At 72.5% G+C, this 23,089-nt stretch carries 22 protein-coding genes and 1 tRNA gene; 6 read left to right on the forward strand and 17 right to left on the reverse strand.

Features of this window, described 5'->3' with window-relative positions; all coding sequences use genetic code 11:
- Positions 1-23: 23 nt before the first annotated feature.
- Entirely contained in the window at positions 24-503 is a 480-nt protein-coding gene (locus B4U46_RS14745; protein WP_079427684.1) for a YbaK/EbsC family protein, read from the forward strand.
- 45 nt (positions 504-548) lie between these two features.
- Here B4U46_RS14745 and B4U46_RS14750 read toward each other — a convergent pair whose 3' ends face one another.
- From B4U46_RS14750 to B4U46_RS14765, 4 genes are read right to left on the reverse strand one after another with little or no spacing between them, the layout of a single operon-like run.
- Positions 549-1,706, reverse strand: a complete 1,158-nt coding sequence (locus B4U46_RS14750) for a serine hydrolase domain-containing protein (protein ID WP_167747586.1) — start codon at positions 1,704-1,706, stop codon at positions 549-551.
- A gap of 28 nt (positions 1,707-1,734) precedes the next feature.
- Positions 1,735-2,541 (reverse strand): energy-coupling factor ABC transporter ATP-binding protein, encoded by an 807-nt coding sequence (locus B4U46_RS14755; RefSeq protein WP_079427688.1) that lies wholly within the window; start codon positions 2,539-2,541, stop codon positions 1,735-1,737.
- Positions 2,529-3,290, reverse strand: coding sequence for a cobalt ECF transporter T component CbiQ (cbiQ, locus tag B4U46_RS14760; protein WP_079427690.1), 762 nt, complete (start codon positions 3,288-3,290; stop codon positions 2,529-2,531). Before cbiQ ends, B4U46_RS14755 begins: the two co-directional genes overlap by 13 nt.
- 1 nt (position 3,291) lies before the next feature.
- Complete coding sequence (locus B4U46_RS14765) at positions 3,292-4,353, reverse strand: energy-coupling factor ABC transporter permease (RefSeq protein WP_079427692.1); 1,062 nt, start codon at positions 4,351-4,353, stop codon at positions 3,292-3,294.
- Positions 4,354-4,529: 176 nt separating this feature from the next.
- Here B4U46_RS14765 and B4U46_RS14770 point away from each other — a divergent pair, with 176 nt between their 5' ends.
- Positions 4,530-4,967 carry an SsgA family sporulation/cell division regulator gene (locus B4U46_RS14770; RefSeq protein ID WP_079427694.1) on the forward strand — a complete coding sequence of 146 codons (438 nt, stop codon included), beginning with the start codon at positions 4,530-4,532 and terminating at the stop codon, positions 4,965-4,967.
- A gap of 104 nt (positions 4,968-5,071) precedes the next feature.
- Here B4U46_RS14770 and B4U46_RS14775 read toward each other — a convergent pair whose 3' ends face one another.
- Together B4U46_RS14775 and B4U46_RS14780 are read right to left on the reverse strand one after the other, a co-directional pair.
- Positions 5,072-7,282, reverse strand: coding sequence for an MMPL family transporter (locus B4U46_RS14775; RefSeq protein WP_079427696.1), 2,211 nt, complete (start codon positions 7,280-7,282; stop codon positions 5,072-5,074).
- Positions 7,283-7,419: 137 nt separating this feature from the next.
- Positions 7,420-8,028, reverse strand: coding sequence for a TetR/AcrR family transcriptional regulator (locus B4U46_RS14780; protein WP_237292866.1), 609 nt, complete (start codon positions 8,026-8,028; stop codon positions 7,420-7,422).
- 195 nt (positions 8,029-8,223) lie between these two features.
- Here B4U46_RS14780 and B4U46_RS14785 point away from each other — a divergent pair, with 195 nt between their 5' ends.
- A complete protein-coding gene (locus B4U46_RS14785; RefSeq protein WP_079427698.1) occupies positions 8,224-11,487 on the forward strand; it encodes a S41 family peptidase in 3,264 nt (1,087 codons plus the stop codon).
- A gap of 125 nt (positions 11,488-11,612) precedes the next feature.
- Here B4U46_RS14785 and B4U46_RS14790 read toward each other — a convergent pair whose 3' ends face one another.
- The 4 genes from B4U46_RS14790 to B4U46_RS14805 all read right to left on the reverse strand — a co-directional run bounded on the left by B4U46_RS14790 (position 11,613) and on the right by B4U46_RS14805 (position 15,441).
- The gene (locus B4U46_RS14790; RefSeq protein ID WP_079427700.1) at positions 11,613-11,792 is read right to left on the reverse strand and encodes a hypothetical protein; all 180 of its coding nucleotides are present in this window, start codon (positions 11,790-11,792) and stop codon (positions 11,613-11,615) included.
- Positions 11,793-11,966: 174 nt separating this feature from the next.
- On the reverse strand, positions 11,967-12,857 hold the full coding sequence (locus B4U46_RS14795) for an SDR family oxidoreductase (protein ID WP_079427702.1): 891 nt from the start codon (positions 12,855-12,857) through the stop codon (positions 11,967-11,969).
- On the reverse strand, positions 12,854-13,804 hold the full coding sequence (locus tag B4U46_RS14800; RefSeq protein WP_079427703.1) for an alpha/beta fold hydrolase: 951 nt from the start codon (positions 13,802-13,804) through the stop codon (positions 12,854-12,856). The genes B4U46_RS14795 and B4U46_RS14800 overlap by 4 nt, the downstream gene beginning before the upstream one ends.
- A complete protein-coding gene (locus tag B4U46_RS14805) occupies positions 13,801-15,441 on the reverse strand; it encodes a flavin-containing monooxygenase (protein ID WP_079427704.1) in 1,641 nt (546 codons plus the stop codon). Before B4U46_RS14805 ends, B4U46_RS14800 begins: the two co-directional genes overlap by 4 nt.
- A 212-nt stretch (positions 15,442-15,653) precedes the next feature.
- On the opposite strand from B4U46_RS14805, the gene B4U46_RS14810 reads away from it, so the two are divergent.
- On the forward strand, positions 15,654-16,331 hold the full coding sequence (locus B4U46_RS14810; RefSeq protein ID WP_107438266.1) for a MerR family transcriptional regulator: 678 nt from the start codon (positions 15,654-15,656) through the stop codon (positions 16,329-16,331).
- On the opposite strand, the gene B4U46_RS14815 is transcribed toward B4U46_RS14810, so the two are convergent.
- Positions 16,316-17,119, reverse strand: a complete 804-nt coding sequence (locus B4U46_RS14815) for an exodeoxyribonuclease III (protein WP_079427706.1) — start codon at positions 17,117-17,119, stop codon at positions 16,316-16,318. The two genes, B4U46_RS14810 and B4U46_RS14815, sit on opposite strands and share 16 nt — an antisense overlap.
- Positions 17,120-17,157: 38 nt before the next feature.
- Between B4U46_RS14815 and B4U46_RS14820 the strand changes: the two genes are divergently transcribed.
- Complete coding sequence (locus B4U46_RS14820) at positions 17,158-17,667, forward strand: GNAT family N-acetyltransferase (RefSeq protein WP_079427707.1); 510 nt, start codon at positions 17,158-17,160, stop codon at positions 17,665-17,667.
- Positions 17,668-17,796: 129 nt separating this feature from the next.
- Positions 17,797-18,387 (forward strand): hypothetical protein, encoded by a 591-nt coding sequence (locus B4U46_RS14825; protein WP_237292868.1) that lies wholly within the window; start codon positions 17,797-17,799, stop codon positions 18,385-18,387.
- A gap of 34 nt (positions 18,388-18,421) precedes the next feature.
- Here the strand turns inward: B4U46_RS14825 and B4U46_RS14830 are convergent.
- The 6 genes from B4U46_RS14830 to glp form a co-directional block, all read right to left on the reverse strand.
- Positions 18,422-18,495: transfer RNA gene (locus tag B4U46_RS14830), tRNA-Ala, on the reverse strand.
- A 128-nt stretch (positions 18,496-18,623) separates the two neighbouring features.
- Entirely contained in the window at positions 18,624-19,658 is a 1,035-nt protein-coding gene (locus B4U46_RS14835) for a hypothetical protein (RefSeq protein ID WP_079427708.1), read from the reverse strand.
- A gap of 154 nt (positions 19,659-19,812) precedes the next feature.
- Positions 19,813-20,433 (reverse strand): GNAT family N-acetyltransferase, encoded by a 621-nt coding sequence (locus B4U46_RS14840; protein ID WP_079427709.1) that lies wholly within the window; start codon positions 20,431-20,433, stop codon positions 19,813-19,815.
- Positions 20,434-20,450: 17 nt separating this feature from the next.
- Complete coding sequence (locus B4U46_RS14845; protein WP_079431767.1) at positions 20,451-21,002, reverse strand: MogA/MoaB family molybdenum cofactor biosynthesis protein; 552 nt, start codon at positions 21,000-21,002, stop codon at positions 20,451-20,453.
- Positions 21,003-21,043: 41 nt separating this feature from the next.
- On the reverse strand, positions 21,044-21,523 hold the full coding sequence (moaC, locus tag B4U46_RS14850) for a cyclic pyranopterin monophosphate synthase MoaC (protein ID WP_079427710.1): 480 nt from the start codon (positions 21,521-21,523) through the stop codon (positions 21,044-21,046).
- Between the two features lie 218 nt (positions 21,524-21,741).
- On the reverse strand, positions 21,742-23,085 hold the full coding sequence (gene glp, locus B4U46_RS14855) for a gephyrin-like molybdotransferase Glp (RefSeq protein ID WP_079427711.1): 1,344 nt from the start codon (positions 23,083-23,085) through the stop codon (positions 21,742-21,744).
- Between the last annotated feature and the right edge of the window lie 4 nt (positions 23,086-23,089).

Below are 23,089 nucleotides of genomic sequence, written 5' to 3' on the forward strand. Positions count from 1 at the left end.
CCGCACAGCGCTAGCGTCCCAGCATGACGACGAGCACCCCGCACCCCCTCTTCGCCCAGGCCCTCGCCGGACTCGGCCTCGACCTCGCCATCCGGACCTTCCCCGAAGGCACCCGCACGGCCGCCGACGCAGCCGCCGCGATCGGCTGCGAGCTCAGCCAGATCGTGAAGTCACTGATCTTCACGGCGGACGGCGTCCCGGTCCTGGTCCTCATGGACGGCGCCTCGCGCGTCGACGTAGAGGCGGTGCGGCGTCAACTGGACGCCGCGAAAGTCACCCGCGCCGACGCGGCACTCGTCCGCGAGACCACCGGCTACGCCATCGGCGGCGTCCCGCCCTTCGGCCACCGCACCCGCACCCGCGTCCTCGCGGACCGGTCCCTCCTGCGGCACGACGTCGTCTGGGCGGCGGCCGGCACCCCGCACGCCGTGTTCCCGATGCCCCCGCGCGAACTCGTCACCCACGCCGCCGCCGAGCTGGCCGACGTACGCGAGAGGAAGTGACCGCCGGCGCCGGCAAAACCGACGAAGCGACAAAGCGACAAATCGCTACAGGCAGCCGCGCAGCGCGCGCACCAGCGCCTGCGCGCGCGGATCGGCGGTCACCGACTTGGCGTGCGCGTTGGTGACGTAACCGAACCCGATGCCCGCCTCCGGGTCCGCGAAGGCCAGCGACCCGCCGCGGCCCGGATGGCCGAAGGAGGCCGGGGACAGGAGCGGGGACGCCGGCCCGTGCAGCATGTAGCCCGGCCCGAACCGGGTGCCGACGACCAGCACCCGGTCGGGGCCCGCGGCGAACTCCGTGCCGGCCAGCGCGGTGGTCGCGGGGGTGAAGATACGGGCCCCGTCCTCCACCACGCCGATCGTCGCGGCGTAGAAGCGGGCCAGAGCACGCGCCGTGCCGATTCCGGCCGAGCCCGGGAGCTCCGCGGCCTGGTAGACCGGGTCGTTCTCGTCGGGCTGCGGATCGATGGCGGCGAAAGCGCGGCGGGTCAGGGAATCCGGGTCGGCGTACGCCTCCGAAACGTTTCTCCTCGGCCGCGTCTTCAGCAGCCCCGCACTCGACGGAGGCTCGACCGGCGCCACCCGGCCCACCCGGTGCGCCTCGCCCTCCGGCAGGCCGATCCAGAAGTCCAGCCCCAGCGGCTCGGCCATCTCCTCGGCCAGGATCCCGCCGACGCTGCGCCCCGTGACCCGCAGCACCAGCTCGGACACCAGCCAGCTGAAGGTCTGCGCGTGGTAGCCGTGCGCGCTGCCGGGCTCCCAGAACGCCCGCTGCGCGGCGACGGCCCGCGCCCCGGACACCCCGTCCGCGGCCTCCGCCACCGTCAGCCCCCGGTCCAGCGCGGGCACGCCGGCCTGGTGCGCGAGCAGATGGCGGACCAGGGTCCGCTCTTTGCCGCCCGCCTTGAACTCCGGCCAGTACGAGCTCACGGGCGCGTCCAGGTCCAGCAGTCCGCGCTGGTGCAGCAGCAGGGGTACCGCCGCGGCCACCCCCTTGGTCGCCGACCGCACGATCGTCGCGGTGTCCTCGGCCCACGGCTCGGTGCCGTTCGCGTCCTTCGTGCCGCCCCACAGATCGACGATCTTGCGGCCGTCGCGGTACACGGTCACGGCCGCGCCCCGGTCGCCGAGGGCCTCGAAATTGCGCGCGAAGGCCTCGCGTACGGGCTCGAAGCCCTCGGTCACCACACCCTGGATGTTCACGAGCACACCAACAACAACGGCCCCGCCCTTATGCCGCGGCCACCGAACGCGGGTCGAACCCGAACGGCAGCTCCAGCCGGTGCGCCCCCATCAGCTCCTCGTCGCACAGCAGGTCCCGGGTGCGTCCGTCGGCCGCGATGACCCCCTCGCTGAGGATCACCGAGCGCGGGCAGAGCTCCAGGGCGTACGGCAGGTCGTGCGTCACCATCAGCACGGTGACGTCCAGCGAGCGCAGGATGTCGGCCAGCTCGCGCCGCGAGGCGGGGTCGAGGTTGGAGGAGGGCTCGTCCAGGACGAGGATCTCGGGCCGCATGGCCAGTACGGTCGCCACCGCCACCCGGCGGCGCTGTCCGAAGGACAGGTGGTGCGGCGGGCGGTCGGCGAAGCCGGCCATGCCGACCTGTTCGAGGGCCTCGCGGACCCGCGTCTCCAGTTCGGCGCCGCGCAGGCCCGCGGCCGCGGGGCCGAAGGCCACGTCCTCGCGCACGGTCGGCATGAACAGCTGGTCGTCGGGGTCCTGGAAGACGATCCCGACCCGCCGCCGGATCTCGGCGAGGTTGCGCTTCTCCACGGGCAGCCCTGCGACGGTGACGGAGCCGACGCCGCCGCCCAGGATGCCGTTGAGGTGCAGGACCAGGGTGGTCTTCCCGGCGCCGTTGGGTCCGAGCAGGGCGACGCGCTCGCCGCGCCCGACCGTGAGGTCGACACCGAAGAGCGCCTGGTGCCCGTCCGGGTAGGCGTATGCGACCCCGGACACCTCCAGCGAAGGCGCGTGAGCGATGTCAGCGGGCGCGGAAGAGGCAGGAGAGGCGGAGGGAGCGTTCACAGCGTCCATCCCATCAGACAGACGGCGAGCGCCGTCACCGGGAGCACGGCCGAGTACGCCCACTGGGCGCGGGTGGCCGTCACGTCGTCGATCACCGGCATGGAGCCGGCGTAGCCGCGGCTGACCATCGCGAGGTAGACCCGCTCGCCGCGCTCGTAGGAGCGGATGAAGAGGGCGCCCGCGGTCTTGGCGAGCACCCCCCAGTGCTGGATCCCGCGCGCCTCGAAGCCGCGCGAGCGCCGGGCGATGGACATCCGGCGCAGCTCGTCGGTGATGACGTCCCCGTACCGGATCATGAAGGAGGCGATCTGCACGAGCAGCGGCGGGAGCTTCAGCCGCTGCAGGCCCAGCAGCAGCGCGCGCAGTTCGGTGGTCGAGGCCAGCAGCACGGAGGCGGCGACGCCGAGAGTGCCCTTGGCGAGCACGTTCCAGGCGCCCCACAGCCCGGAGACGCTCAGCGACATGCCGAGCACCTCCACCCGCTCGCCCTGCGACACGAAGGGCATGAGCACGGCGAACAGCACGAACGGCACCTCGATCAGCAGCCGCCGCAGCAGGAACCCCGCGGGGATCCGGGCCGCGGCCGCGACCGCCGCGACGAGGACGGCGTACAGGGCGAAGGCCCACATCGCCTCGCGCGGTGTCGACACGACGACAATCACGAACGCGGCGGTAGCAGCGATCTTGCAGTGCGGCGGCAGCTCGTGCACGGGCGAGTGCCCGTGCCGGTAGAGCTTGTGTGCGTGACCGGCGCCCATGTCAGCTCGCCGACGGGGCGGCCGTCGAGGTCGCGGTCAGGTCCTGGGCGCGGCGCCGGCGTACGGCCCAGAAGATCCCGCTGCCGACGGCGACGGTCGCGCCGACGCCGATGACGCCGGCGAGGCCTCCGGACAGGCGGGCGTCGTCGACGTCCTTGACGCTGTAGTCGGCGAGCGGGGAGTCGGCGGCGGCGTGTGCGCGGGCCTTGGCGTCGATGCCCTTGTCGGCGGCGACCTTCTCGAGGCCGTCCGGGCTGCTGGAGGCGTAGAAGGAGACGAATCCGGCGAGCACGAGGGCGGTGGCCAGTCCGGTCAGCCAGAGCTTTCGGGTGGAGCGGGCGGCGGCCGGGACGGCGGCCGGGGCCGCGGCGGGCGCGTCGACGAGCTCGCCGCCGACGCGCAGCTTCAGCGGGGTGGCCAGTCCGCGCGCGCCGTGCACCAGGTCGGGCCGTACGGCGATCACGGCGCCGACGGTGGCGGCGGTGATCAGCGCTTCTCCGATGCCGATGAGGACGTGGACGCCGGCCATGGCGGTGAAGACCTTGCCGATCGGGACGTCCGTGGTGCCGCCGAGCGCGTAGAGGAGGGTGAACATGACGGCCGCGCCCGGGACCGAGAGCAGCGCTCCGGCGAAGGCGGCGACGGTGACCGAGCGCCGGCCGGACGGCAGGACCTTGAGCAGGAGGCGGAAGACGGCGTAGGAGACGAGGACGGTCACCACGGCCATGTTCAGGATGTTGACGCCGAGCGCGGTCAGGCCGCCGTCGGCGAAGAGGATGCCCTGCATCAGCAGGACGACGGACACGCAGAGCACGCCGGTGCAGGGGCCGACGAGTATCGCCGCGAGCGCGCCGCCGAGGAGGTGGCCGCTGGTGCCGGCGGCGACGGGGAAGTTCAGCATCTGCACGGCGAAGATGAAGGCGGCGACGAGGCCGGCCAGCGGGGCGGTGCGTTCGTCGAGCTCGCGGCGGGCGCCGCGCAGGCTGACCGCGACAGCGGCGGTGGCCGCCACTCCTGCGGCCACTGAGACGGGTGCGTCGATGAATCCGTCGGGCACGTGCATGGAGCGGCTCCGCTTCCTCTTCCTCACATGAGTGTTGAACCGTTCAAGAGTAGTGCCCACTTGCAAATCGTTGGCAAGAGCTGGCGCCACACAAATACATACGTGCGGTTTCGTGGGAATGTGCGAGGCTGGACGGACAAACGGACGTGAATGTTCCGATTCGAGGAGTCCGGTCGATGTCAGCCACCGCCGAGAATCCACCAGCCACCGCCGCTGCCGTCGAGGAGCGCGTCAGCGCCCGCGTGATCAGCGACGACCCCCTCTACCGCGCGATCCCGGTCGCCTTGCGGTTCACCCCCGCCGAACCCCTGGCCGTCCGGATCGTCTTCCCCGCCGAGCTGTCCCCCGAGGGCACCGACAACGAGTGGGCCTTCCCCCGCGCCCTGCTGGAGGCCGGGCTGCACGCGCCGACCGGGACCGGGGACGTACGCGTATGGCCCTGCGGCCGGGTCCAGGCGGTGGTCGAGTTCCACTCCCCCGAGGGTGTCGCCGTCATCCAGTTCGACAGCGCCGTGCTGCGCCGCTTCCTGCGCCGCACGTACTCCGCCTCCACCGCCGGCGGCGCGAGACCCGGCGACGCCGGTGCGCGCACCGCGGCCACCCGTTCGCCGTAGCGCACGCGGCCGGCCCCGCACCCGGGGTTCCGGATGCGGGGCCGGCACTCGCCCGCCGCGCGCTCACCACCAGGCATCAGGCGGCGGACCGGCGGCCTGACGGGTCAGGCGTTGACCAGCTCGCGCTGCTTGTCGGGGTCCTCCGGGGACCCGGCGTGCGGCGCGCTCTCCCCGAGGTGCTTGCGCAGGCTCTCGCCCTCCACGTCCACGTTGGGCAGGATCCGGTCCAGCCAGCGCGGCAGCCACCAGGCCCTGTGGCCGAGCAGCGCCAGCACCGCCGGCACGATCGCCATGCGCACCACGAAGGCGTCGAACAGCACGGCGACGGCCAGGCCGAAGCCGATCATCTTGACCATCGCGTCGCTGGCGCCCAGGAAGCCGGAGAAGACGGCGATCATGATGACGGCGGCGGCGACGACCACGCGGGCGCTGAACTGGAAGCCCGTCACGACGGCCTGCCCCGGACGCTCGCCGTGGACGTACGCCTCCCTCATCCGGGTGACGAGGAAGACCTCGTAGTCCATCGCCAGGCCGAACACGACACCCACCATGAAGATCGGCATCATCGACATGATCGGACCGGTCTGCTCCACCCCGAAGAGGGATCCGAGCCAGCCCCACTGGAAGACCGCGACGACCGCGCCGAGGGCCGCGACGACCGACAGCAGGAAGCCGAGGGCCGCCTTGAGCGGCACCAGGACCGAGCGGAACACCAGCATCAGCAGCAGGAACGCCAGGCCGACCACCAGCGCCAGGTAGGGCAGGAGCGCGTCGTTCATCTTCTGCGAGAAGTCGATGTTCATCGCGGTCGCACCGGTGACGAACACGTCGTTCCCGTTGCCCTCACGGATCTTGTGGACCAGGTCCTCGGTCTGGGTCGAGGACGGACGCTCCTTCGGGATCACGCTGATGACCGCGGCGTCCTTGGCCTCGTTCTGGTGCGGCGGGGTCACCGCGACCACGCCCTCCAGCCCCTTGATCCGGTCGACGGTCTTGTCGGCGAGCGCCTTGTCACCGTCCACGACCACCATCAGCGGACCGTTGAAGCCCGGGCCGAAGCCCTCGGACAGCATGTCGTACGCCTTGCGCTGGCTGGTGGAGACCGGCTTGGAGCCGTCGTCCGGCAGGCCCATCTCCAGCTTGCTCGCCGGCACCGCGATGGCGCCGAGGCCGATCACACCGGCCAGCAGCACCACGACCGGGCGGCGCAGCACGAAGCGGGCCCAGCGGGTGCCGCCGTTCGGCTTGGCCTCCGCGCCGGCCGGGCGGCCCTTGCCGAAGAGCTTGCTCTTCTTGCCGGCGGGCAGCACCCTCTTGCCCGCGAAGCCGAGGATCGCCGGGACCAGCGTCAGGGCGACGAGCACCGCGATGACCACCGTGCCGGCGGCCGCGACACCCATCTTGGTCAGCATCGGGATGTTGACGACGGCCAGGCCCACCAGGGCGATGACCACGGTCAGACCGGCGAAGACCACCGCGGAACCAGCGGTTCCGGCAGCGCGGCCCGCCGCCTCGTCGCGCTCGCGGCCCTCGGCGAGCTCCACGCGGTAGCGGGAGACGATGAACAGCGCGTAGTCGATGCCGACCGCCAGGCCGATCATCATCGCCAGGGTGGAGGTGGTGGAGCCGAGGTCCAGCACGTTGGCGAGTGCGGTGATCGAGGACACGCCGATCCCGACGCCGATCAGCGCGGTCAGCAGCGGCAGCCCGGCCGCGACCAGCGAGCCGAAGGTGATGACCAGGACGATGCCGGCGATCAGGATGCCGACGGCCTCGCCGGAGCCCGTCTCGGGGGCCTCCATCAGCGCGTCGCCGCCGATCTCCACCTGGAGGCCGGCCTTCTGCGCGTCGTGCCCGGAGTCCTTCAGGGCGTCACGCGTGACGTCCTTCAGCTCCATACCGCTGACCTTGTACTTCACCGTGATGTAGGTGGTGGAGCCGTCCTGGCTCACCGCCTGCATCCGGTACGGGTCGTCGACGGTGGCGACCTGGGCTGCGCCCTCGCCCTGCTTGAGGCCGGAGATCAGCTTCTCGACCTCGGCCTTGGGGCCCTGGTCGGTGACCTTGGCACCGGTCGGCGCCTTGACGACGATCCGGGCGGTCGCGCCGTCGGCGGACATGCCCGGGAACTTCTTGTCCAGCAGGTCGAAGGCCTTCTGGGCCTCGGTGCCGGGGATCGAGAACGAGCCGGAGGTCGGCGCTGCGGCCGTCGCCGCGCCGAAGCCGGCGGCGACCAGCAGCGCCACCCATATGAGGGCGACGAGGCCGCGGCGCCTGAAGGCACCGCGCCCGAGCCGGTAGAGGAAGGTGGCCACGTCGTGGTTCTCCCGTTTCAGGTCGTGGGATGGATCCTGCGCCCATACGGCCGTCGGCCATGGGCGGATCAGGGCGTGGAAAGCCGGCCCGACGACGAGAGCGGCGTGTCAGGAGCAGCAGACGGTTCTTGTGGGGATCAGACGCCGAGGGCGGGGAAGACCACGGCGTCGATGAACTCGGTGAGGAACGCCCGGTCGACGGACCGGTCCTCGATCAGCGGCAGTGCGATGAACGCCCCGATCAGCATGTGCGGCACGAAGTCCAGCGCCGGACAGTCCGGGCTGACCTCGCCCCGCTCCACCGCGCGCCGGAGCATGGCCTGGAGACCGTTGATCTCCGGGTCGACCAGCAGGTCGCGCAGCGCCCGGTGCAGCTCCGGGCTCTCGTGGACGGCGTGGGCCAGACCCCGCATCAGGGCGGTGTCCTTGGCCATCTGCACGTCGTCGGAGTGCGCGACCATGAGGGCGAAGTCCCCGCGCAGGGTGCCCGTGTCGATCTCCCGCAGGGAGACCGGCTGGGCACACCGAAGGGCCTTCGCGACCAGTTCCGGCTTGCTCCCCCACTGGCGGTAGAGGGTGGCCTTGCTGGACTTCGTACGGGCGGCGACCGCGTCCATGGTCAGCGCCTCGTAGCCGACCTCGCGCAGGAGGTCGAGGACCGCCTCGTGGAGTTCGGCCTCCCGCTCGGGGGTGATCCGGCTGCGCCGCGCCGACATCGCGTCGGTGACCCGGCAGCTTCCCTTCATCACGACCACCCATCCGAACGAAACGGTTTCGTACACATGGAAGCCTACCGGGGCGCTTAACGAAACGAAACCGTTCCGTTTCGCTGCGGCCGTGGCGTCGGTCACACGGCGGGCACACGGCGGGCAACCCGGCGGAGCACCCATGGAGCACCTGTACGAGTTGCCGGGGTCCCCTGGCGCGGAAAGCATTGTGGGGTGAGTCACGACGTCGCGTACCTCCGCTTCCCGCACCTGCACGACGAACTGCTGTGCTTCGCCACCGAGGACGATCTGTGGGTCGCCCCCCTGGTCCCGGAGGGCCACACCCCGGGCCGGGCCTGGCGGATCACCGTCGACCGCACCCGGGTCGGCCACCCCCGCTTCTCCCCCGACGGACGGCACATCGCCTTCACCACCTGGCGCAGCCTCGACCCCGAGATCCACCTCGCCCCCGTGGACGGCGGCCCGGCCCGCCGGCTCAGCTACTGGGGCTCCACCGACACCCGCGTCTGCGGCTGGGACCCCGACGGCAACGTCCTCGCGGTCTCCTCCCACGGGCAGCCGTTCTCGTACTACTCCTGGGCCTACAAGCTGCCCACCGACGGCAGCCCCGGCGGCCGCCTGCCCTGGGGCCCGGTCTCCGACATCCAGGTCACCGACGTCGACGGCGAGCACCGCACCCTGCTGCTGACCGGCAAACCCCCGCACGAACCCGCCGCCTGGAAGCGCTACCGCGGCGGCGCCACCGGCCGGCTCTGGCTGCACGGCGTGCGCCTGCTGGAGGACATCGAGGGCCACATCGACGCACCCATGTTCGTCGGCGGCCGCATCGCCTTCCTCTCCGACCACGAGGGCATCGGCAACCTCTACTCCTGCCTGCCCGACGGCACCGGCCTGCGCCGCCACACCGACCACGACGAGTTCTACGCCCGCCACGCCTCCAGCGACGGCTCCCGCGTCGTCTACCAGTGCGCAGGCGACCTGTGGCTGGTCGACTCCCTCGACGAGGCCGCCTCCCCGCGCAAGCTCGACGTCCGGCTCGGCGGCCCGCGCGCGGGACGGCGTACGTACCAGGTGCCGGCCGCCAGCAACGTCGACTCGCTGTCGGTGGACACCACCGGCCGGGCCAGCGCCGTCGTCATCCGCGGCAGCCTGTACTGGCTCACCCACCGCGACGGGCCCGCCCGCACCATCGCCGACACCCCGGGCGTACGCGTCCGCCTCCCGGAGATGCTCGGCGGCGGCGGCCAGGTCGCGTACGTCACCGACGCCGAGGGCGAGGACGCCATCGAGATCGCCTACCTCCCCCGCGCCACCGGGGAGCGCGAGCCGCGCCGGCTCGCCTCGGGCGAGCTGGGCCGCGTCACCGAACTGCTGTCCGACCCGGCGGGCGAGCGGCTCGCCATCGCCTCCAACGACGGACGACTGCTGCTCCTCGACGCGACGGAGGAGTCCAACGGGGAGGTCACCGAGCTGATCCGGTCCATCAACGGGCCCGTCACCGACCTCGCCTTCTCCCCCGACGGCTGCTGGCTGACCTGGTCGCACCCCGGCATCGGGCGCTCGCTGCGGCAGATCAAGATGGCGAAGATCTCCGGGCCGGGCGCGCGCGTCGTCGTCGACGTCACCAACGGCCGCTTCGAGGACGAGAACCCGGTCTTCACCCGGGACGGCCGCTACCTCGCGTTCCTGTCCTGGCGCGGCTTCGACCCGGTGTACGACGTCCACACCGGCGACCTGTCGTTCCCGCTGGGCTGCCGCCCGTACCTGGTGCCGCTGTCCTCCGCCACCCCCTCGCCGTTCGCCTTCTCCCCCGACGGCCGCCCGGCGGCGGGCGGGCTCGACCCCGTCGAGGGGGAGCCCGGCGAGGGCGACGGGACGGTGACCGTGGAGGTGGAGGGACTGGAGAGCCGGGTCACGCCGTTCCCCGTGGCCGCCTCGAAGTACTCGGCCCTGCATCCCGTGCACGGCGGCGGGCTGGTGTGGCTGCGCTGGCCCATCTCGGGCGCGCTCGGCGAGACCTTCGCCAACCCGGCCGACACCAGCGGCAAGCCGACGCTGGAGCACTTTGACATGACCAAGGCCCGCAAGACCGAACTGGCCTCCGGGCTGGACTGGTTCGCGGTCAGCGGCGACGGCACCCGGCTGGTCGTCAACGACGACGGTGACCTTCGCGCCGTGCCGGCCACCGAATCGGGTGACGGCGACTCCACCGTCTACCTCGACCTGCGGCGCATCCTGCACGAGGTGGACCCGGCCGCCGAGTGGCGCCAGGCGTACGAGGAGGCCGGCCGGCTCATCCGCGCGTACTTCTGGGAACCGAACATGTGCGGCATCGACTGGGACGCGGTGCTGCGCCAGTACCGGCCCCTGGTCGAACGGGTCGCCTCCCCCGACGAGTTCGCCGACCTGCTGCGCGAGGTGCTCGGCGAACTCGGCACCTCGCACGCGTACGTCTCACCCGCCCGCCGCAACGAGGGCCCGCCGCACTACCAGCGGGCCATCGGCCTGCTCGGCGCCAACCTGGTACGCCGGGAGGAGGGCTGGGTGGTCGCGCGGATCCTGCCCGGCGAGTCCTCCGACTCCAAGGCCCGCTCCCCGCTCGCCGGCACGGGGATCCGCGACGGCGCGGTGCTCACCCACGTCGACGGCCGGCCCGTGGACCCGGTCGCGGGCCCCTACCCGCTGCTCGCGGCGGCCGGGGGCACGACGGTGGAGCTGACGTTCACCCCGGCGGAGGGCGAGGGCCGCTCACGGCGCGTGGCGGTCGTGCCGCTCGTCGACGAACGGCCGCTGCGCTACCAGGACTGGGTGTCCAAGCGCCGGGCCGTGGTCCGCGAGGTCAGCGGCGGCCGCTGCGGCTACCTGCACATCCCCGACATGGGCGGCTCGGGCTGGGCGCAGTTCAACCGCGACCTGCGCATGGAGATGTCCCGGCCCGCCCTGATCGTCGACGTGCGCGGCAACGCCGGCGGGCACATCAGTGAACTCGTCGTCGAAAAACTCACCCGATCGATTCTGGGCTGGGACCTGACGCGCGACGCCCAACCGGTGAGTTACGCCTCCAACGCGCCGCGCGGACCGATCGTGGCGCTGGCCGACGAGGCGACCTCCTCCGACGGGGACATGATCACCGCCGCGTTCAAACTGCTCGGCCTGGGCCCGGTCGTCGGCCAGCGCACCTGGGGCGGTGTGGTCGGCATGACCGGCCGTCACACCCTCGGCGACGGCACGGTCATCACCGTGCCGATGAACGCCGCATGGTTCCCGGAGTACGGGTGGTCGGTGGAGAACCACGGCGTGGAGCCGGACCTGGAGATCATGCGCACCCCCCTCGACTGGGCGGAGGGCCGGCACGCTCAGCTGGACGACGCCGTCTACCTGGCACTGGAGTTGCTGGAGCAGGACCCGGCCGCGATCCCGCCCGGCTACACCGACGTCCCGGACGGACGCAGGCCGAAGCTGCCGCCGCGACCGTAGTCCCGCGCCGCATTCCTGTACGACACGAGGGGCGCGACCCGTAGGAAGTACGGGTCGCGCCCCTCGGCGCTATGTGCGACGGGCCTGGTAGCAGTCAGACCCGGGAAGTTCCCACCGGGGCGGGATCAGTCCCAGCTGTCGTCAGCCTCGTCACGGATGTCGTCCATCTGCTGCTGCGTCTGCGACTTCTTCGCCTTGGCCTGCTGGGAACGCGAGGAGGCCTGCTCCTTCGCGCCCTGCTGGGTCTTCTGCGCCTTGTCCTTGAGTTCCTGCGCCTTGTCCTGGAACTGGTCCTTGATACCCATGCTTGCACTCCCTGGGGGGTGTTGGTGGTTGGGCCTCGACCAGACTGACACGCAGGAACAAAAGCCGCATTTTGATCACCAGGGCACCGGGACACCGGAACCGGATCACCGGATCACCGGATCACCGGATCACCGGATCGCCGGGAACCCGACCGGGCCCCGCGTTCGTACCGTTCAGCGGCGGCGGCCCTGGGCGCGCTCCTGCTCGTCGGCGGCTCCACCCGCGCCCACCAGCCCCTTGGGAACTCCGGCCAGGCGGGGTTCGAACCGCTTCATCTCACGCTGCCCGCCGGCCGCGATGACCGCCGGCAGGTAGCCCCGAACGCCCTGCATCCCGCGCAGCCACCACTGCGCGTACACGTGCGCCGAGCGCCGTTCGATGCCCGCGACGATCCGGTCCACGGCCGGGCCCAGCGGGTAGGTCCGGTTCGCCGGCCAGGGCAGGCGCCCGCGCAGCTCGCGCATGACGTCGTGCTGGTCGGCGCCCCGGACCATGTCGGTGTCGGTCCAGGAGAGGTAACCGACGCCGACCTTGACCCCCTTGTAGCCGACCTCGGCGCGCAGGCAGTGCGCGAAGGCCTCGACCCCGGACTTGGAGGCACAGTACGCCGTCATCATCGGCGCGGGGGTGATCGCGGCGAGGGAGGCGATCTGGAGGAAGTAGCCGCGGCTCTCCATGAGGACGGGCAGGAAGGCGCGGGCGGTGACGGCGCCGCCGATCAGGTTGACCTCGATCACCCGCCGCCAGGCCTCCGGGTCGGAGTCGGCGAACGGGCCGCCGGAGGCGACGCCCGCGTTGGCGACGACGATGTCCACCTTGCCGAAGCGCTGCTTGACCTCCTGCGCGACCCGGGCCATCGCCTCGTGGTCGGTGACGTCGGCGTACCAGTGGTCGCTGTCGGTGTGCAGCCGCTCGGAGACCTCCTTGAGCGCCTCCGGCTCCAGGCCGACCAGTGCGACCTTCGCGCCGCGTGCCGACAGCTTGCGGGCGAGCAGCTCGCCGACCCCACGGGCGGCGCCGGTGACGACGGCGACCTGGCCTTCCAGACTCCTGCGAGCACTCACGGCGTCTTCTCCTTCTCGGTCGTGGTCGTGGGGGTCGCCGCCGACGCGCTCAGGTACCGGGACGTCAACTCGCGCAGGGCGGAACTCACCGCTTCGGGTGCCTCAATGGGGGTCATATGCCCCATTCCGGTGAGCTCGGTCAGTCCCACGCAGTGCGGAAGCGCGGCCGCGAGCCCGCGAGCGTGCACGACGGGGGTCAGCCGGTCGTCGCGGCCCACGACGACGGCGGTGGGCACGGTCAGCCGCGCCACCCCGTCGTCCAGGTCGAGCCCGGCCAGTACCCGCGACCAGCCGCGGCGCACTCCGGCGGGGCAGGCGTGCACGATCCGGGCGCAGGCTTCCACCCGTTCGGGTGCGGAGCCGGGGCCCATGGTCGCGTACTTGAGCACCGCCCGGGTGGCGGGGGTGACGGGCCCGAGCGGGGCGGGCGAGCCCAGCAGCGCCCGCGTGATGCGGGTCCGCGCACGCCCGGGCCCGAGCGGCAGCACGGTCGCCTCCGCGATCAGCCGCGAGCTGCCGGTGCTGCACAGCAGGACGGCCGCGGCGTGCTCGGCGAACCGTGGCCGGCCGGCGGCGGCCATCACGGTCATGCCGCCCATGGAGTGCCCGGCGACGACGGCTCGCTCGCCCGGGACGAGGGTGGCCTCGAATACGGCGACCAGGTCGTCGGCCAGGGCGGTGGTGCTGTACGCGGCTGCGGCCGGGCTGCGGCCGTGGCCGCGCTGGTCGTAAGCGATGACCCGGTGGTCGCGGGCCAGCTCCCGTATCTGCGCCGCCCAGAAGGCCGTGGAGCAGGTCCAGCCGTGGGAGAGGACGACGGCCGGCGCGCCGTCGGGTCCGTGCACCTCGACGTGCAGCCGGGACCCGTCGGCCGAGACGGCGGTCAGTTCACGGCCGGCGGCGGGCGGCGCGTACCGCCCGCCGGTCACGTACGGCGGCCGGCTCACGCCGCACCCTCCCCGGCGGGGGCCGGCTCGGCGGCAGCGGCGGGGGCGGAGGCGGCAGCAGCAGCGGCCGAGGCGGTGGCGGTGGCGGTGGCGGTGGCCGGGACCCGCTGGGCCGCCCCCTCGCGCCCCGGTACCCGTACGACCTCGTACTCGGCCAGGTCGACCGTCAACGTCGCGCGCCGGAACTCACCCGTCGTGCCCGGCCAGACGGTCGTGTTGCGGCCCTGCGCGTCCAGGTACCAGCTGGTGCAGCCGCCGGTGTTCCACACCGTCCGCTCCATCCGCGCCTGCACATGCCGGTTCCACTGGTTGACGGCGGAGGGGCGCACGGCGAGCGCGGTGCGCCCGCCGCGGCTGCCTCCGCCGAGGAGGGACAGCTGGCGCAGGTAGTCCGCCATGTAGTTCAGCTGTGACTCGATCATCAGGATCATCGAGCTGTTGCCGAGGCCGGTGTTCGGCCCGATGATCGTCATCCAGTTGGGGAAGCCGGCAGCCGTCGCCCCGCGCAGCGCCTGCATCCCGTCCTTCCACGCGTCCGCGAGCGTCTGCCCTTCCGCGCCGACCACCCGGTCGGCGATCGGCATGTCGGTGACGTGGAACCCGGTGCCGAAGATGATCGCGTCGACCTCGGTCTCGGTCCCGTCCGCGGCGACCAGCACCGAGCCCCTGACCTCCTTCAGCCCGGAGGCGACGAGGTCCACGTCGGGCCGGGCGAGCGCCGGGTAGTACTCGCTGGACAGCAGGATCCGCTTGCAGCCGATCCGGTACGAGGGCGTCAGCCTGGCCCGCAGCACCGGGTCCTTGATGGAGCGCGCCATATTGGCCTTGGCCAGCGATTCGATGAGCCCGAGCTGGTTCGGCCGCTTGGTGAAGGCGCTGACCTGCAGCTCCCGGATCCCCCACAGCAGTCCGCGCCGGGCGGCCTGGGTGAAGGGCAGCTGGCGGTGCAGCCGGCGCTCGAGGGAACTGATCGCCCGGTCGGTGCGCGGCATGACCCACGGCGGGGTGCGCTGGAAGAGGGTCAGGCGGGCCGTCTGCGGGGCGATGGCCGGCACGATCTGGATCGCGGAGGCGCCCGTGCCGATCACGGCGACGCGCTTGCCGCTCAGGTCGTAGTCGTGGTCCCAGCGTGCGGAGTGGAACACCTTGCCGGGGAACTCGTCGAGCCCCGGGATCTCCGGCATCTTCGGGTCGGACAGCGGGCCGGTAGCCGACACCACGACGTCGGCGGTGAAGTCGCCCGCCGAGGTGTCGATCTCCCAGCGCAGTTCCTCGGTGTCCCAGCGCATCATCAGGACCTCGTGCCCGAAGCGGATGTGCGGCCGCAGGCCGAAGGTGTCGGTGACGTGTTCCAGGTAGGCGCGTATGGCCGGCTGCCCGGAGAAGGTGCGGGGCCAGTCGGGGTTGGGGGCGAAGGAGAACGAGTACAGGTGCGAGGGGACGTCGCAGGCGCACCCGGGATAGCTGTTGTCGCGCCAGGTGCCGCCGACGGAGCCGGCCCGCTCCAGGACGACGAAGTCCGTGATCCCCTCGCGCCGCAGCCGCACGGCCGCGCCGAGCCCGCCGAACCCGGACCCGATCACCGCCACCCGTACGTGCTCGCGCCCGTGCCCGCCCCTGCCGTCTATGCCGCTCATGCCCGCCGCCTCCCGCTTCCGCAGTCCGTCCCAGCCACGTCAAGCCACGCCATCACACACTCGCACCGCAACACTGCCAGCAATCACTGGCACAATCGGGAGGGTAGAGCAGCTCCGTACCCATGGGTAGGGGTCGCGCCCGGAAAGTTACTGCGGGTACGCCCTAGGCTGCGCATGTGGAGACGCGGGGGACGTGGGAGGCGGAGGCGGCTGTGACGCGCGAGTACCGGACGCAGGAGCTGGCGGAGGCCGCCGGCATCCCGGTGCGCACCCTGCGCTTCTACCGCGAGCGCAAGCTGCTCCCGCCACCGCGCCGCGAGGGCCGGATCGCCTGGTACGACGACCAGCACCTGGCCCGGCTGCGCACGATCGCCGCCCTGCTGGAACGCGGCCACACCCTCGGCGGCATCGCGGAACTCACCGCCGCCTTCGAGAAGGGCCGCGACGTCGGCCAGCTCGGCGAGCTGCTCGGCATGGGGTGGACGGACGAGACCCCCGTCCGGCTGTCGCCGGAGGCACTGGCCGACTACTTCGAGGGCGAGGTCACCCCGGAGAACCTGGCGGCCGCCCTCGACCTCGGCTACCTCGCCCCTGACGGCGAGGAGATCGTGCACGTCAGCCGGCGCCTGCTCGACGTCTCCTCCGCCCTGGTCCGCGAGGGCGTGCCGCTGGCCGCGGTACTGGAGACGGGCCGCCGGGTGCGCGAGCACGCGGACGCGCTGGCGGCCCTGTTCACCGAGCTGATCTCCGCCCACATCGGGGAGGAGGCCGTCGGCAGGCTGCGCCCGCTGGCCAAGAGCGTGGTCGAGGCGGAACTCACGATGGCAATGGACCGCCTCCACCAGCACCGCGCCCCCGTAGCACCCCGGACCCCTCAGACTCCGAGCTGATAGACGACGGTCACCGGCGCATGGTCGGACCACCGCTCCGGATGCGTCTCGGCCCGCTCGACGAACGCCTTGACGGCCCTGGCCGCCAGCCCCGGCGTCGCGACCTGGAGGTCGATGCGCCAGCCGGCGTCGTTGTCGAAGGCCCGCCCGCGGTAGGACCACCAGGAGTACGGGCCCTCCGCGTCGGGGTGCAGCGCACGCACGACGTCCACGTACCCGGCCTCCGAGTACACCTTCCCGAGCCACTCGCGCTCCTCGGGCAGGAACCCGGCGTTCTTGCGGTTGGTCTTCCAGTTCTTGAGGTCGACCTCCTGGTGGCAGATGTTCCAGTCACCGCACACCACCACCTCCCGGCCGTCGGCGGCGGCCCGCACCCTCAGCGCCTCGAGGTAGGAGTGGAACTCCGCCATGAAGCGGTACTTCTCCTCCTGCTTCTCCGTTCCGGCCTCGCCGGAGGGCAGGTACAGGCTGGCCACGGTGACCCCGGGCAGATCGATCTCGATGTACCGCCCGCTCGCGTCGAACTCGTCACTGCCGAAGCCCACCTGCACCCGTTCAGGTGAGTTCCGCGTATACAGGGCGACGCCGGCCCGGCCCTTCGCGGCGGCCGGCGCGAACACGGTGTGCCAGCCCTCGGGCTCCCGGGCCTCCACCGGAATCTGCGCGGCCTCCGCCCGGACCTCCTGCAGACACACGACATCGGCATCGGATCCGGCGAGCCACTCCACGAAGCCTTTCTTCGCGGCGGCGCGGATCCCATTCAAATTCACGGAGGTCACGGTGAGCATCCCAGCACCATAACCGCAGCCTTCCGTACGATGTTCTGATGTCTCACGGGATACACCTGCGCGCCGTACCGTACGACCACCCGGACGCGCTGAAACTCGACGCCCAGGTCCAGCTCGAATACCAGGAGCGCTACGACGGCGAGGGCGACGCCACCTACCTCGACCCGGCGATGTTCCTCCCGCCGACCGGGCTCTACCTGCTCGCGTACGACGCCTCGGACGCCCCGGTGGCGAGCGGCGCCTGGCGTGCGCAGGATCACAACGACGAGGGCTACTCGGACGGCGACGCCGAGGTCAAGCGCATGTACGTCATCCCCGAGGCCCGCGGCAAGGGACTGGCTCGCCGCATCCTGGCCGAACTGGAGGCCGACGCGACGGCGGCCGGACGCCGGCGGATGGTCCTGGAGACGGGCGACCGGCAGCCGGAGGCGATAGCGCTGTACCTGTCGTCGGGGTACACGCTGTCGGAGAAGTTCGGCTACTACCGCGACTACGAGTCGAGCCGCTGCATGGCAAAGCTCCTCCCGTCACCGCACACACCCGCCTGAACCAGCGAGTCGAACCCCCGCGCCGACCGGCCCACGGCCCCCGCCACCCCCACGTGCACAGCTCGGCCACCACGAACACCGCTGAACGGCATCTCAGCCACTGTCAGTGGGCGCGGTTACGGTCCGGTCATGCCGAACTCGTACACGACCCTGTGGACCAACCATCTGTGCCGCGAGCTTGAGCGGTCCGGTTACGCCGGCCGGCGGCTGACGATGCTGTTCGGCGGACCGCACCAGTCGCTCCCGAGCTTCCGCCGGGCGGGCGTACAGCCCGGCGACCGGATCTACCCCGTGCGGGTCCTGGGCGCCCAGCTGTACGTACTGGGCGCCCTGGAGGTGTCCCGGATCATCCCCCACGAGGACGCGGGCGCCGTGCTCCACGACGACGACTACGCGAAACTCCTGGACTGGCGTCCGCTGAAGGCCGGCTGTGTCACGGAGGTGGTGACCGGTCCGCCGGGCTCCGCGCTCTCGTTCGGCACGACCGTTCCGCCGGACCTGCTGGAACGGCTGACCTACACCTCGCGCCGCGGCGAACGGACGCTGAAGCACGTCCAGGAGGGCAGGCTGATCCACTCAATCAGCGTCCAGGGCATCTACCGACTCGCGCCCGCCTCCGCGACGGAACTGCACCGGCTGGTCGGCAACGCGGATGCCCCCGCACGCACCCCGCAAACGCCGAGATCCCGCCCCGCCTTTCGGCGGAACGGGATCTCGTGACGATTCCTGAGAGCTACTCAAGAACTGTCGTCTGTGGACCTGTGGGGATTTGAACCCCAGACCCCCTCGATGCGAACGAGGTGCGCTACCAGACTGCGCCACAGGCCCTTGCGACGTGTGAAACATTAGCATCCCCGCGCCGCTGCTCCAAAACGCGTTCCGGGCCCGCGGCCCGCCGGCCCCGCACCGCGTCTCCGGCGGGGTCCGCGCAGGTCACCCGCCGGGGCGCGGGGCCGTCACTCGTTCGCGGCGCGCGGCCGCTCGTCGCTCTCGTACTGGTCGAAGAGCGGCGTGCGTCCGGCGTCGCGGCCGCGCGGGCGCGGGGTGGCCGGGTGGGGCTGCGGGTCCGCGTGCGCCGGCGCGGGGCCGGGCTGGGCGCGCAGGCGCGGGTTCGTGGGCTCGGCGGTGCTGGAACGGGTGGCGCTCCACCCGTCAGGGTTGACGGGGCCGGTGGCGCGCGGGGCGACCGGGGCGGTCACGTACGTGGGCAGCGGGACCGGTACGGGTTCCCAGCTGTCGCCGCGTGCCGGGCCGCGCTCGCGCTCGCGCTGCTGGTCGACCCACTCGGCGTGGTCGGTCTGCTCGACGAGCGCGCGGCGCCCGGCCTCCTGCGGGGACACCGGCGGCGCGGGGTCCGGTTCGGCGATGCCGGCGGGCTCGGGGCCCTGGTCGCGGCGGCGGGAGCGGCTTTCGCGCAGGGCGCGGGCGGCCGCCTCGGCGCGGCGCCGGTCCATGGTGAACTCGTAGCGCCTGCGTTCCTGGACGCGCAGGTGCACGATGTAGGCGCTCAGCAGCAGCGCCGGCACAGCGGGCGCCCACAGGTAGCGCAGCCCGCCGACGGCCGCGGCGATCGCGCCGCCGCTGAAGGCGAGGAAGAGCAGGGCCGTGGTGCGCCGGCGGCGCGCGAGGACCTGGAGGCGCTGCTGGCGCCGGACCCGTTCGACCCGTTCGACCTCGACCGATCTCGGCTCGGCCCTGGTCGGGGACACGCCGAAGGCCCGGGCGTCGGCGTCCACGGAATTCACCGTTTCCGTCGCCGCTTCCGGGTCCGCGTGGGGCTGGGCCTCCGCCTGGACTTCGCCGCGCTCACGCAGCCCCTTGGCGTAACGCCGCTCCATTCCCGCCCGGCCGGAAAGCAGCCGGATGGCAGTGGAGAAGCGTTCCGTCGGACGCGCTTCGTTCAGCTCGTCCTGCCTCCGGAGCCACATGGGCACCAAGTAGGCGGCCCAGGCCCCGACGATGACTGCGTAGATGAGGCCGCTGCTGCTCACACCCCACACCGTAGAGGGGTGCGGCCGAAGGGATCAGCCAATTGGGCCGGTGTGTCGCACGATCCGGCTGATATCACCGACTTTTTTTGTGATTCTTCGGATCGGCTTATGGGCGAATCGGTAAGCAATTCGAACGCTTTTGCGATTACCTGCATTACGGTGCGGTCGCCGGTGGCGGGCTTTCCTTCTTCCGCACCCGGTTCCACCGCCGCAGCAGCCCCTCCGGAACCTCCTCCGCGGTGAGCGCGAAGACCAGGTGGTCGCGCCACGCTCCGTCGATATGCAGATAACGCGGCCGCAGCCCCTCCTCACGGAAGCCCAGCTTCTCCACCACCCGGCGGCTGGGGCCGTTCTCCGGCCGGATGCACACCTCGATGCGGTGCAGCCCGACCCTCAGGAAGCAGTGGTCCACCGCGAGCGCGACGGCCGTCGGCATCACCCCGCGGCCCGCCACGTCCCGGTCCACCCAGTAGCCCACATGGGCGGCGCACATCGACCCCCAGGTGATCCCGGCGACCGTCAGCTGCCCGACCAGCCGCCCCTGGTACTCGATGACGAAGGGCAGCATCCGGCCCGCGTTCGCCTCCGCCCGCAGGTGGCGGACCATCTGCCGGTACGTCGGCCGGTGGATCGCCGGCCCCCACGGCGCCGGCGGCGGGATCGTGGCCTCCCACGGCCGCAGCCACTCGCGGTTGCGGCGGTTGACCTCGCGCCAGGCGCGCTGGTCGCGCAGTTTTATCGGCCGCAGCGTGACGTCGCCGTCCGCCAGTACCACCGGCCAGGACGGGCCGTTCAGCTCTGGCTCCCGGCTGCCGCGTCCGGTCTGGGGTGGTCGCCGCCGCGGATCTGGTCGACGGCGTGCGGCAGGATCCGCGCCAGCACCGCGAGGCCGTCCTTCACTCCGCCCGTGGAACCGGGCAGGTTCACGATCAGCGTGCGGCCCGCCACGCCCGCCAGGCCCCGCGACAGCGCGGCGGTCGGCACCTTGGCGAGGCCCTCGGCGCGGATGGCCTGCGGGATGCCCGGGATCTCGTAGTCGAGCACGCGAGCGGTCGCGTCGGGGGTCCGGTCGGTCGGCGAGATGCCGGTGCCGCCGGTGGTGAGGATGACGTCGTACCCGGCGGCCGCGCCCTGGCGCAGCGCCTCCTCGACGGGGTCCCCGTCCGGGACGACGCGCGGGCCGTCCACCGTGAAGCCCAGCTTCTCCAGCGCCTCGGCCAGCAGCGGGCCGCCCTTGTCCGCGTACACGCCCTGCGAGGCGCGGTTGGAGGCGGTGACCACCAGGCCGCGGAGCTCCGGCGCCCCGGCGGCGGGCGGTGCGGCCTGCCCGGCCGCGGCGGCCACGGGCGGCACGTGGCTGTGGACCTCGCCGCCGCGCGGGGGCGTCACGAGCGGCTCCAGTCGCCGGACTTGCCGCCCGTCTTCTCCTCCACCCGAACGTCGGTGATGACCGCGCCCTTGTCGACGGCCTTCACCATGTCGATCACGGTGAGTCCGGCGACGGCGACCGCGGTCAGCGCCTCCATCTCGACGCCCGTGCGGTCGGTGGTCTTGACGGTGGCGAGGATCTCGACGGCGTCGTCGGCGACCTTCAGGTCCACCTTCACCCCGGAGACCGCCAGCGGGTGGCAGAGCGGGATCAGGTCGGGGGTCTTCTTGGCCCCCATGATTCCGGCGATCCGCGCGGTGGCGAGGGCGTCGCCCTTCGGCACTCCCTCGCCGCGCAGCAGCTCGATCACCCGGGACGAGACCAGGACGCGGCCGCTGGCGCGCGCCGTGCGGGTGGTGACGTCCTTTGTCGATACGTCGACCATCCGGGCCGCGCCGGCCTCGTCGATGTGCGTCAGCCTGCTCTGCGTACTCATGTCTACGTGCCGCTCCCGCTCCGGGCCCCGAAACGCTGGGGCCTGTGTGGTGCAACACGCTACCCGCACCGGGCGGTACCCAGCCGGGCAGGACCACTGGCCGAACGGCGCCCCGGGCGAACTGCGCCACCGGACGAACGGCGCCACCGCGGCCGCCGGCGACGACCCGCCCGGACGGGACCGCCGGGCGGGCGGGGCGGAGACCCCCTGGCCGCCCCCTAGCCGAGCAGGACGACTTCCAGTTCGGTGCCCGGCTCCACCGAGGTGACGTCTTCCGGTACGACGATCAGAGAATCGGCGTGCGCCAGCGCGGCGATCAGGTGCGAGCCCGATCCGCCGACCGGGCTGACGGTGCCCGCGTCAGGGTCGTACTTCCCGCGCAGGAACTGCCGGCGGGCGGCCGGGGAGCCCAGCGGCTCGTCGGCCTTCAGCACGGCCCGCACGCTCGGCCGGCTGACCTGCGACGCAGGCAGCCCCATGAGCGCCCGGATGGCCGGGCGCACGAACAGCTCGAAGGACACGTACGAGGACACCGGGTTGCCGGGCAGTGCCAGCAGCGGCGTGTGATCGGGCCCGACCGTGCCGAAGCCCTGCGGCTTGCCGGGCTGCATCGCGAGCTTGCGGAAGTCCACGCCGCCGGCCTGCGGCTCCTCGCCGTCGCCGGTGCCGGCCGCGGTCAGGGCCTCCTTGACCACGTCGTACGCACCGACGCTGACCCCGCCCGTGGTGACCAGCAGGTCGGCGCGGACCAGCTGGTCCTCGATGGCGGCGCGCAGCGTGTCGGCGTCGTCGGCGACCGCGCCGACGCGGTAGGCGATGGCGCCGGCGTCCCGGGCGGCGGCGGCCAGCGCGAAGCTGTTGGAGTCGTAGATCGTCCCGGCGGCCAGTGCCTCTCCCGGCTGGACCAGCTCGCTGCCGGTGGACAGGACGACCACGCGCGGGCGTGGCCGGACCCGTACGGTGCCGCGGCCGATCGCCGCCAGCAGCGCGATCTGCGGCGGGCCGAGGACGGTGCCCGCGGCCAGCGCGAGGTCCCCGGCCTGCACGTCGCTGCCGCGGGCGCGGACGTGTGCCCGGGCCTCGGCCGCGCGGTGGACCCGTACCTCGCCGGCGCCGCCCTCGGGCGCGGCGCTGGCCGGGGTCATGCCGGAGGCGGCGCCGCCGCCCGTACCGCCGTCGGTCCACTCGACCGGTACGACGGCTTCCGCGCCGGGCGGCACAGGGGCGCCGGTCATGATGCGGGCGGCCTGGCCGGGGCCGACGGTGGGCAGCTCGCCGCTGCCGGCCGCCACGTCGCCGACGACCGTGAGCACCGCGGGGAACTCCTCGCTCGCGCCCTGGACGTCGGCCGTGCGGACGGCGTACCCGTCCATGGAGCTGTTGTCGAAGGGCGGGAGGGCGACGGGCACGGTGACGTCTTCGACCAGGACGCAGCCCTGGGCGTCGAGCAGCTGGAGCTCGATGGGCTCCAGCGGCCGGACGGCTGCGAGGACGTCCGCGAGGTGCTCGTCCACCGACCACAGGCGGTGGTGGCCGGTGTCCTGCGGTGCTCTGCTGCTCAAGGTG

The sequence above is a fragment of the Streptomyces katrae genome (assembly GCF_002028425.1).
GTDB classification, from domain to species: domain Bacteria; phylum Actinomycetota; class Actinomycetes; order Streptomycetales; family Streptomycetaceae; genus Streptomyces; species Streptomyces katrae_A.

Bases quoted from the DNA above. Each gene is read 5' to 3' on its own strand.
- B4U46_RS14820 (WP_079427707.1), top strand. From the start codon at position 17,158: ATGTCTCACGGGATACACCTGCGCGCCGTACCGTACGACCACCCGGAC.
- moaC (WP_079427710.1), bottom strand. From the start codon at position 21,523: ATGAGTACGCAGAGCAGGCTGACGCACATCGACGAGGCCGGCGCGGCC.
- B4U46_RS14755 (WP_079427688.1), bottom strand. From the start codon at position 2,541: ATGGACGCTGTGAACGCTCCCTCCGCCTCTCCTGCCTCTTCCGCGCCC.
- B4U46_RS14770 (WP_079427694.1), top strand. From the start codon at position 4,530: ATGTCAGCCACCGCCGAGAATCCACCAGCCACCGCCGCTGCCGTCGAG.
- B4U46_RS14815 (WP_079427706.1), bottom strand. From the start codon at position 17,119: ATGCTCACCGTGACCTCCGTGAATTTGAATGGGATCCGCGCCGCCGCG.
- cbiQ (WP_079427690.1), bottom strand. From the start codon at position 3,290: ATGGGCGCCGGTCACGCACACAAGCTCTACCGGCACGGGCACTCGCCC.
- B4U46_RS14825 (WP_237292868.1), top strand. From the start codon at position 17,797: ATGCCGAACTCGTACACGACCCTGTGGACCAACCATCTGTGCCGCGAG.
- B4U46_RS14790 (WP_079427700.1), bottom strand. From the start codon at position 11,792: ATGGGTATCAAGGACCAGTTCCAGGACAAGGCGCAGGAACTCAAGGAC.
- B4U46_RS14805 (WP_079427704.1), bottom strand. From the start codon at position 15,441: ATGAGCGGCATAGACGGCAGGGGCGGGCACGGGCGCGAGCACGTACGG.
- B4U46_RS14765 (WP_079427692.1), bottom strand. From the start codon at position 4,353: ATGCACGTGCCCGACGGATTCATCGACGCACCCGTCTCAGTGGCCGCA.
- B4U46_RS14745 (WP_079427684.1), top strand. From the start codon at position 24: ATGACGACGAGCACCCCGCACCCCCTCTTCGCCCAGGCCCTCGCCGGA.
- B4U46_RS14780 (WP_237292866.1), bottom strand. From the start codon at position 8,028: ATGAAGGGAAGCTGCCGGGTCACCGACGCGATGTCGGCGCGGCGCAGC.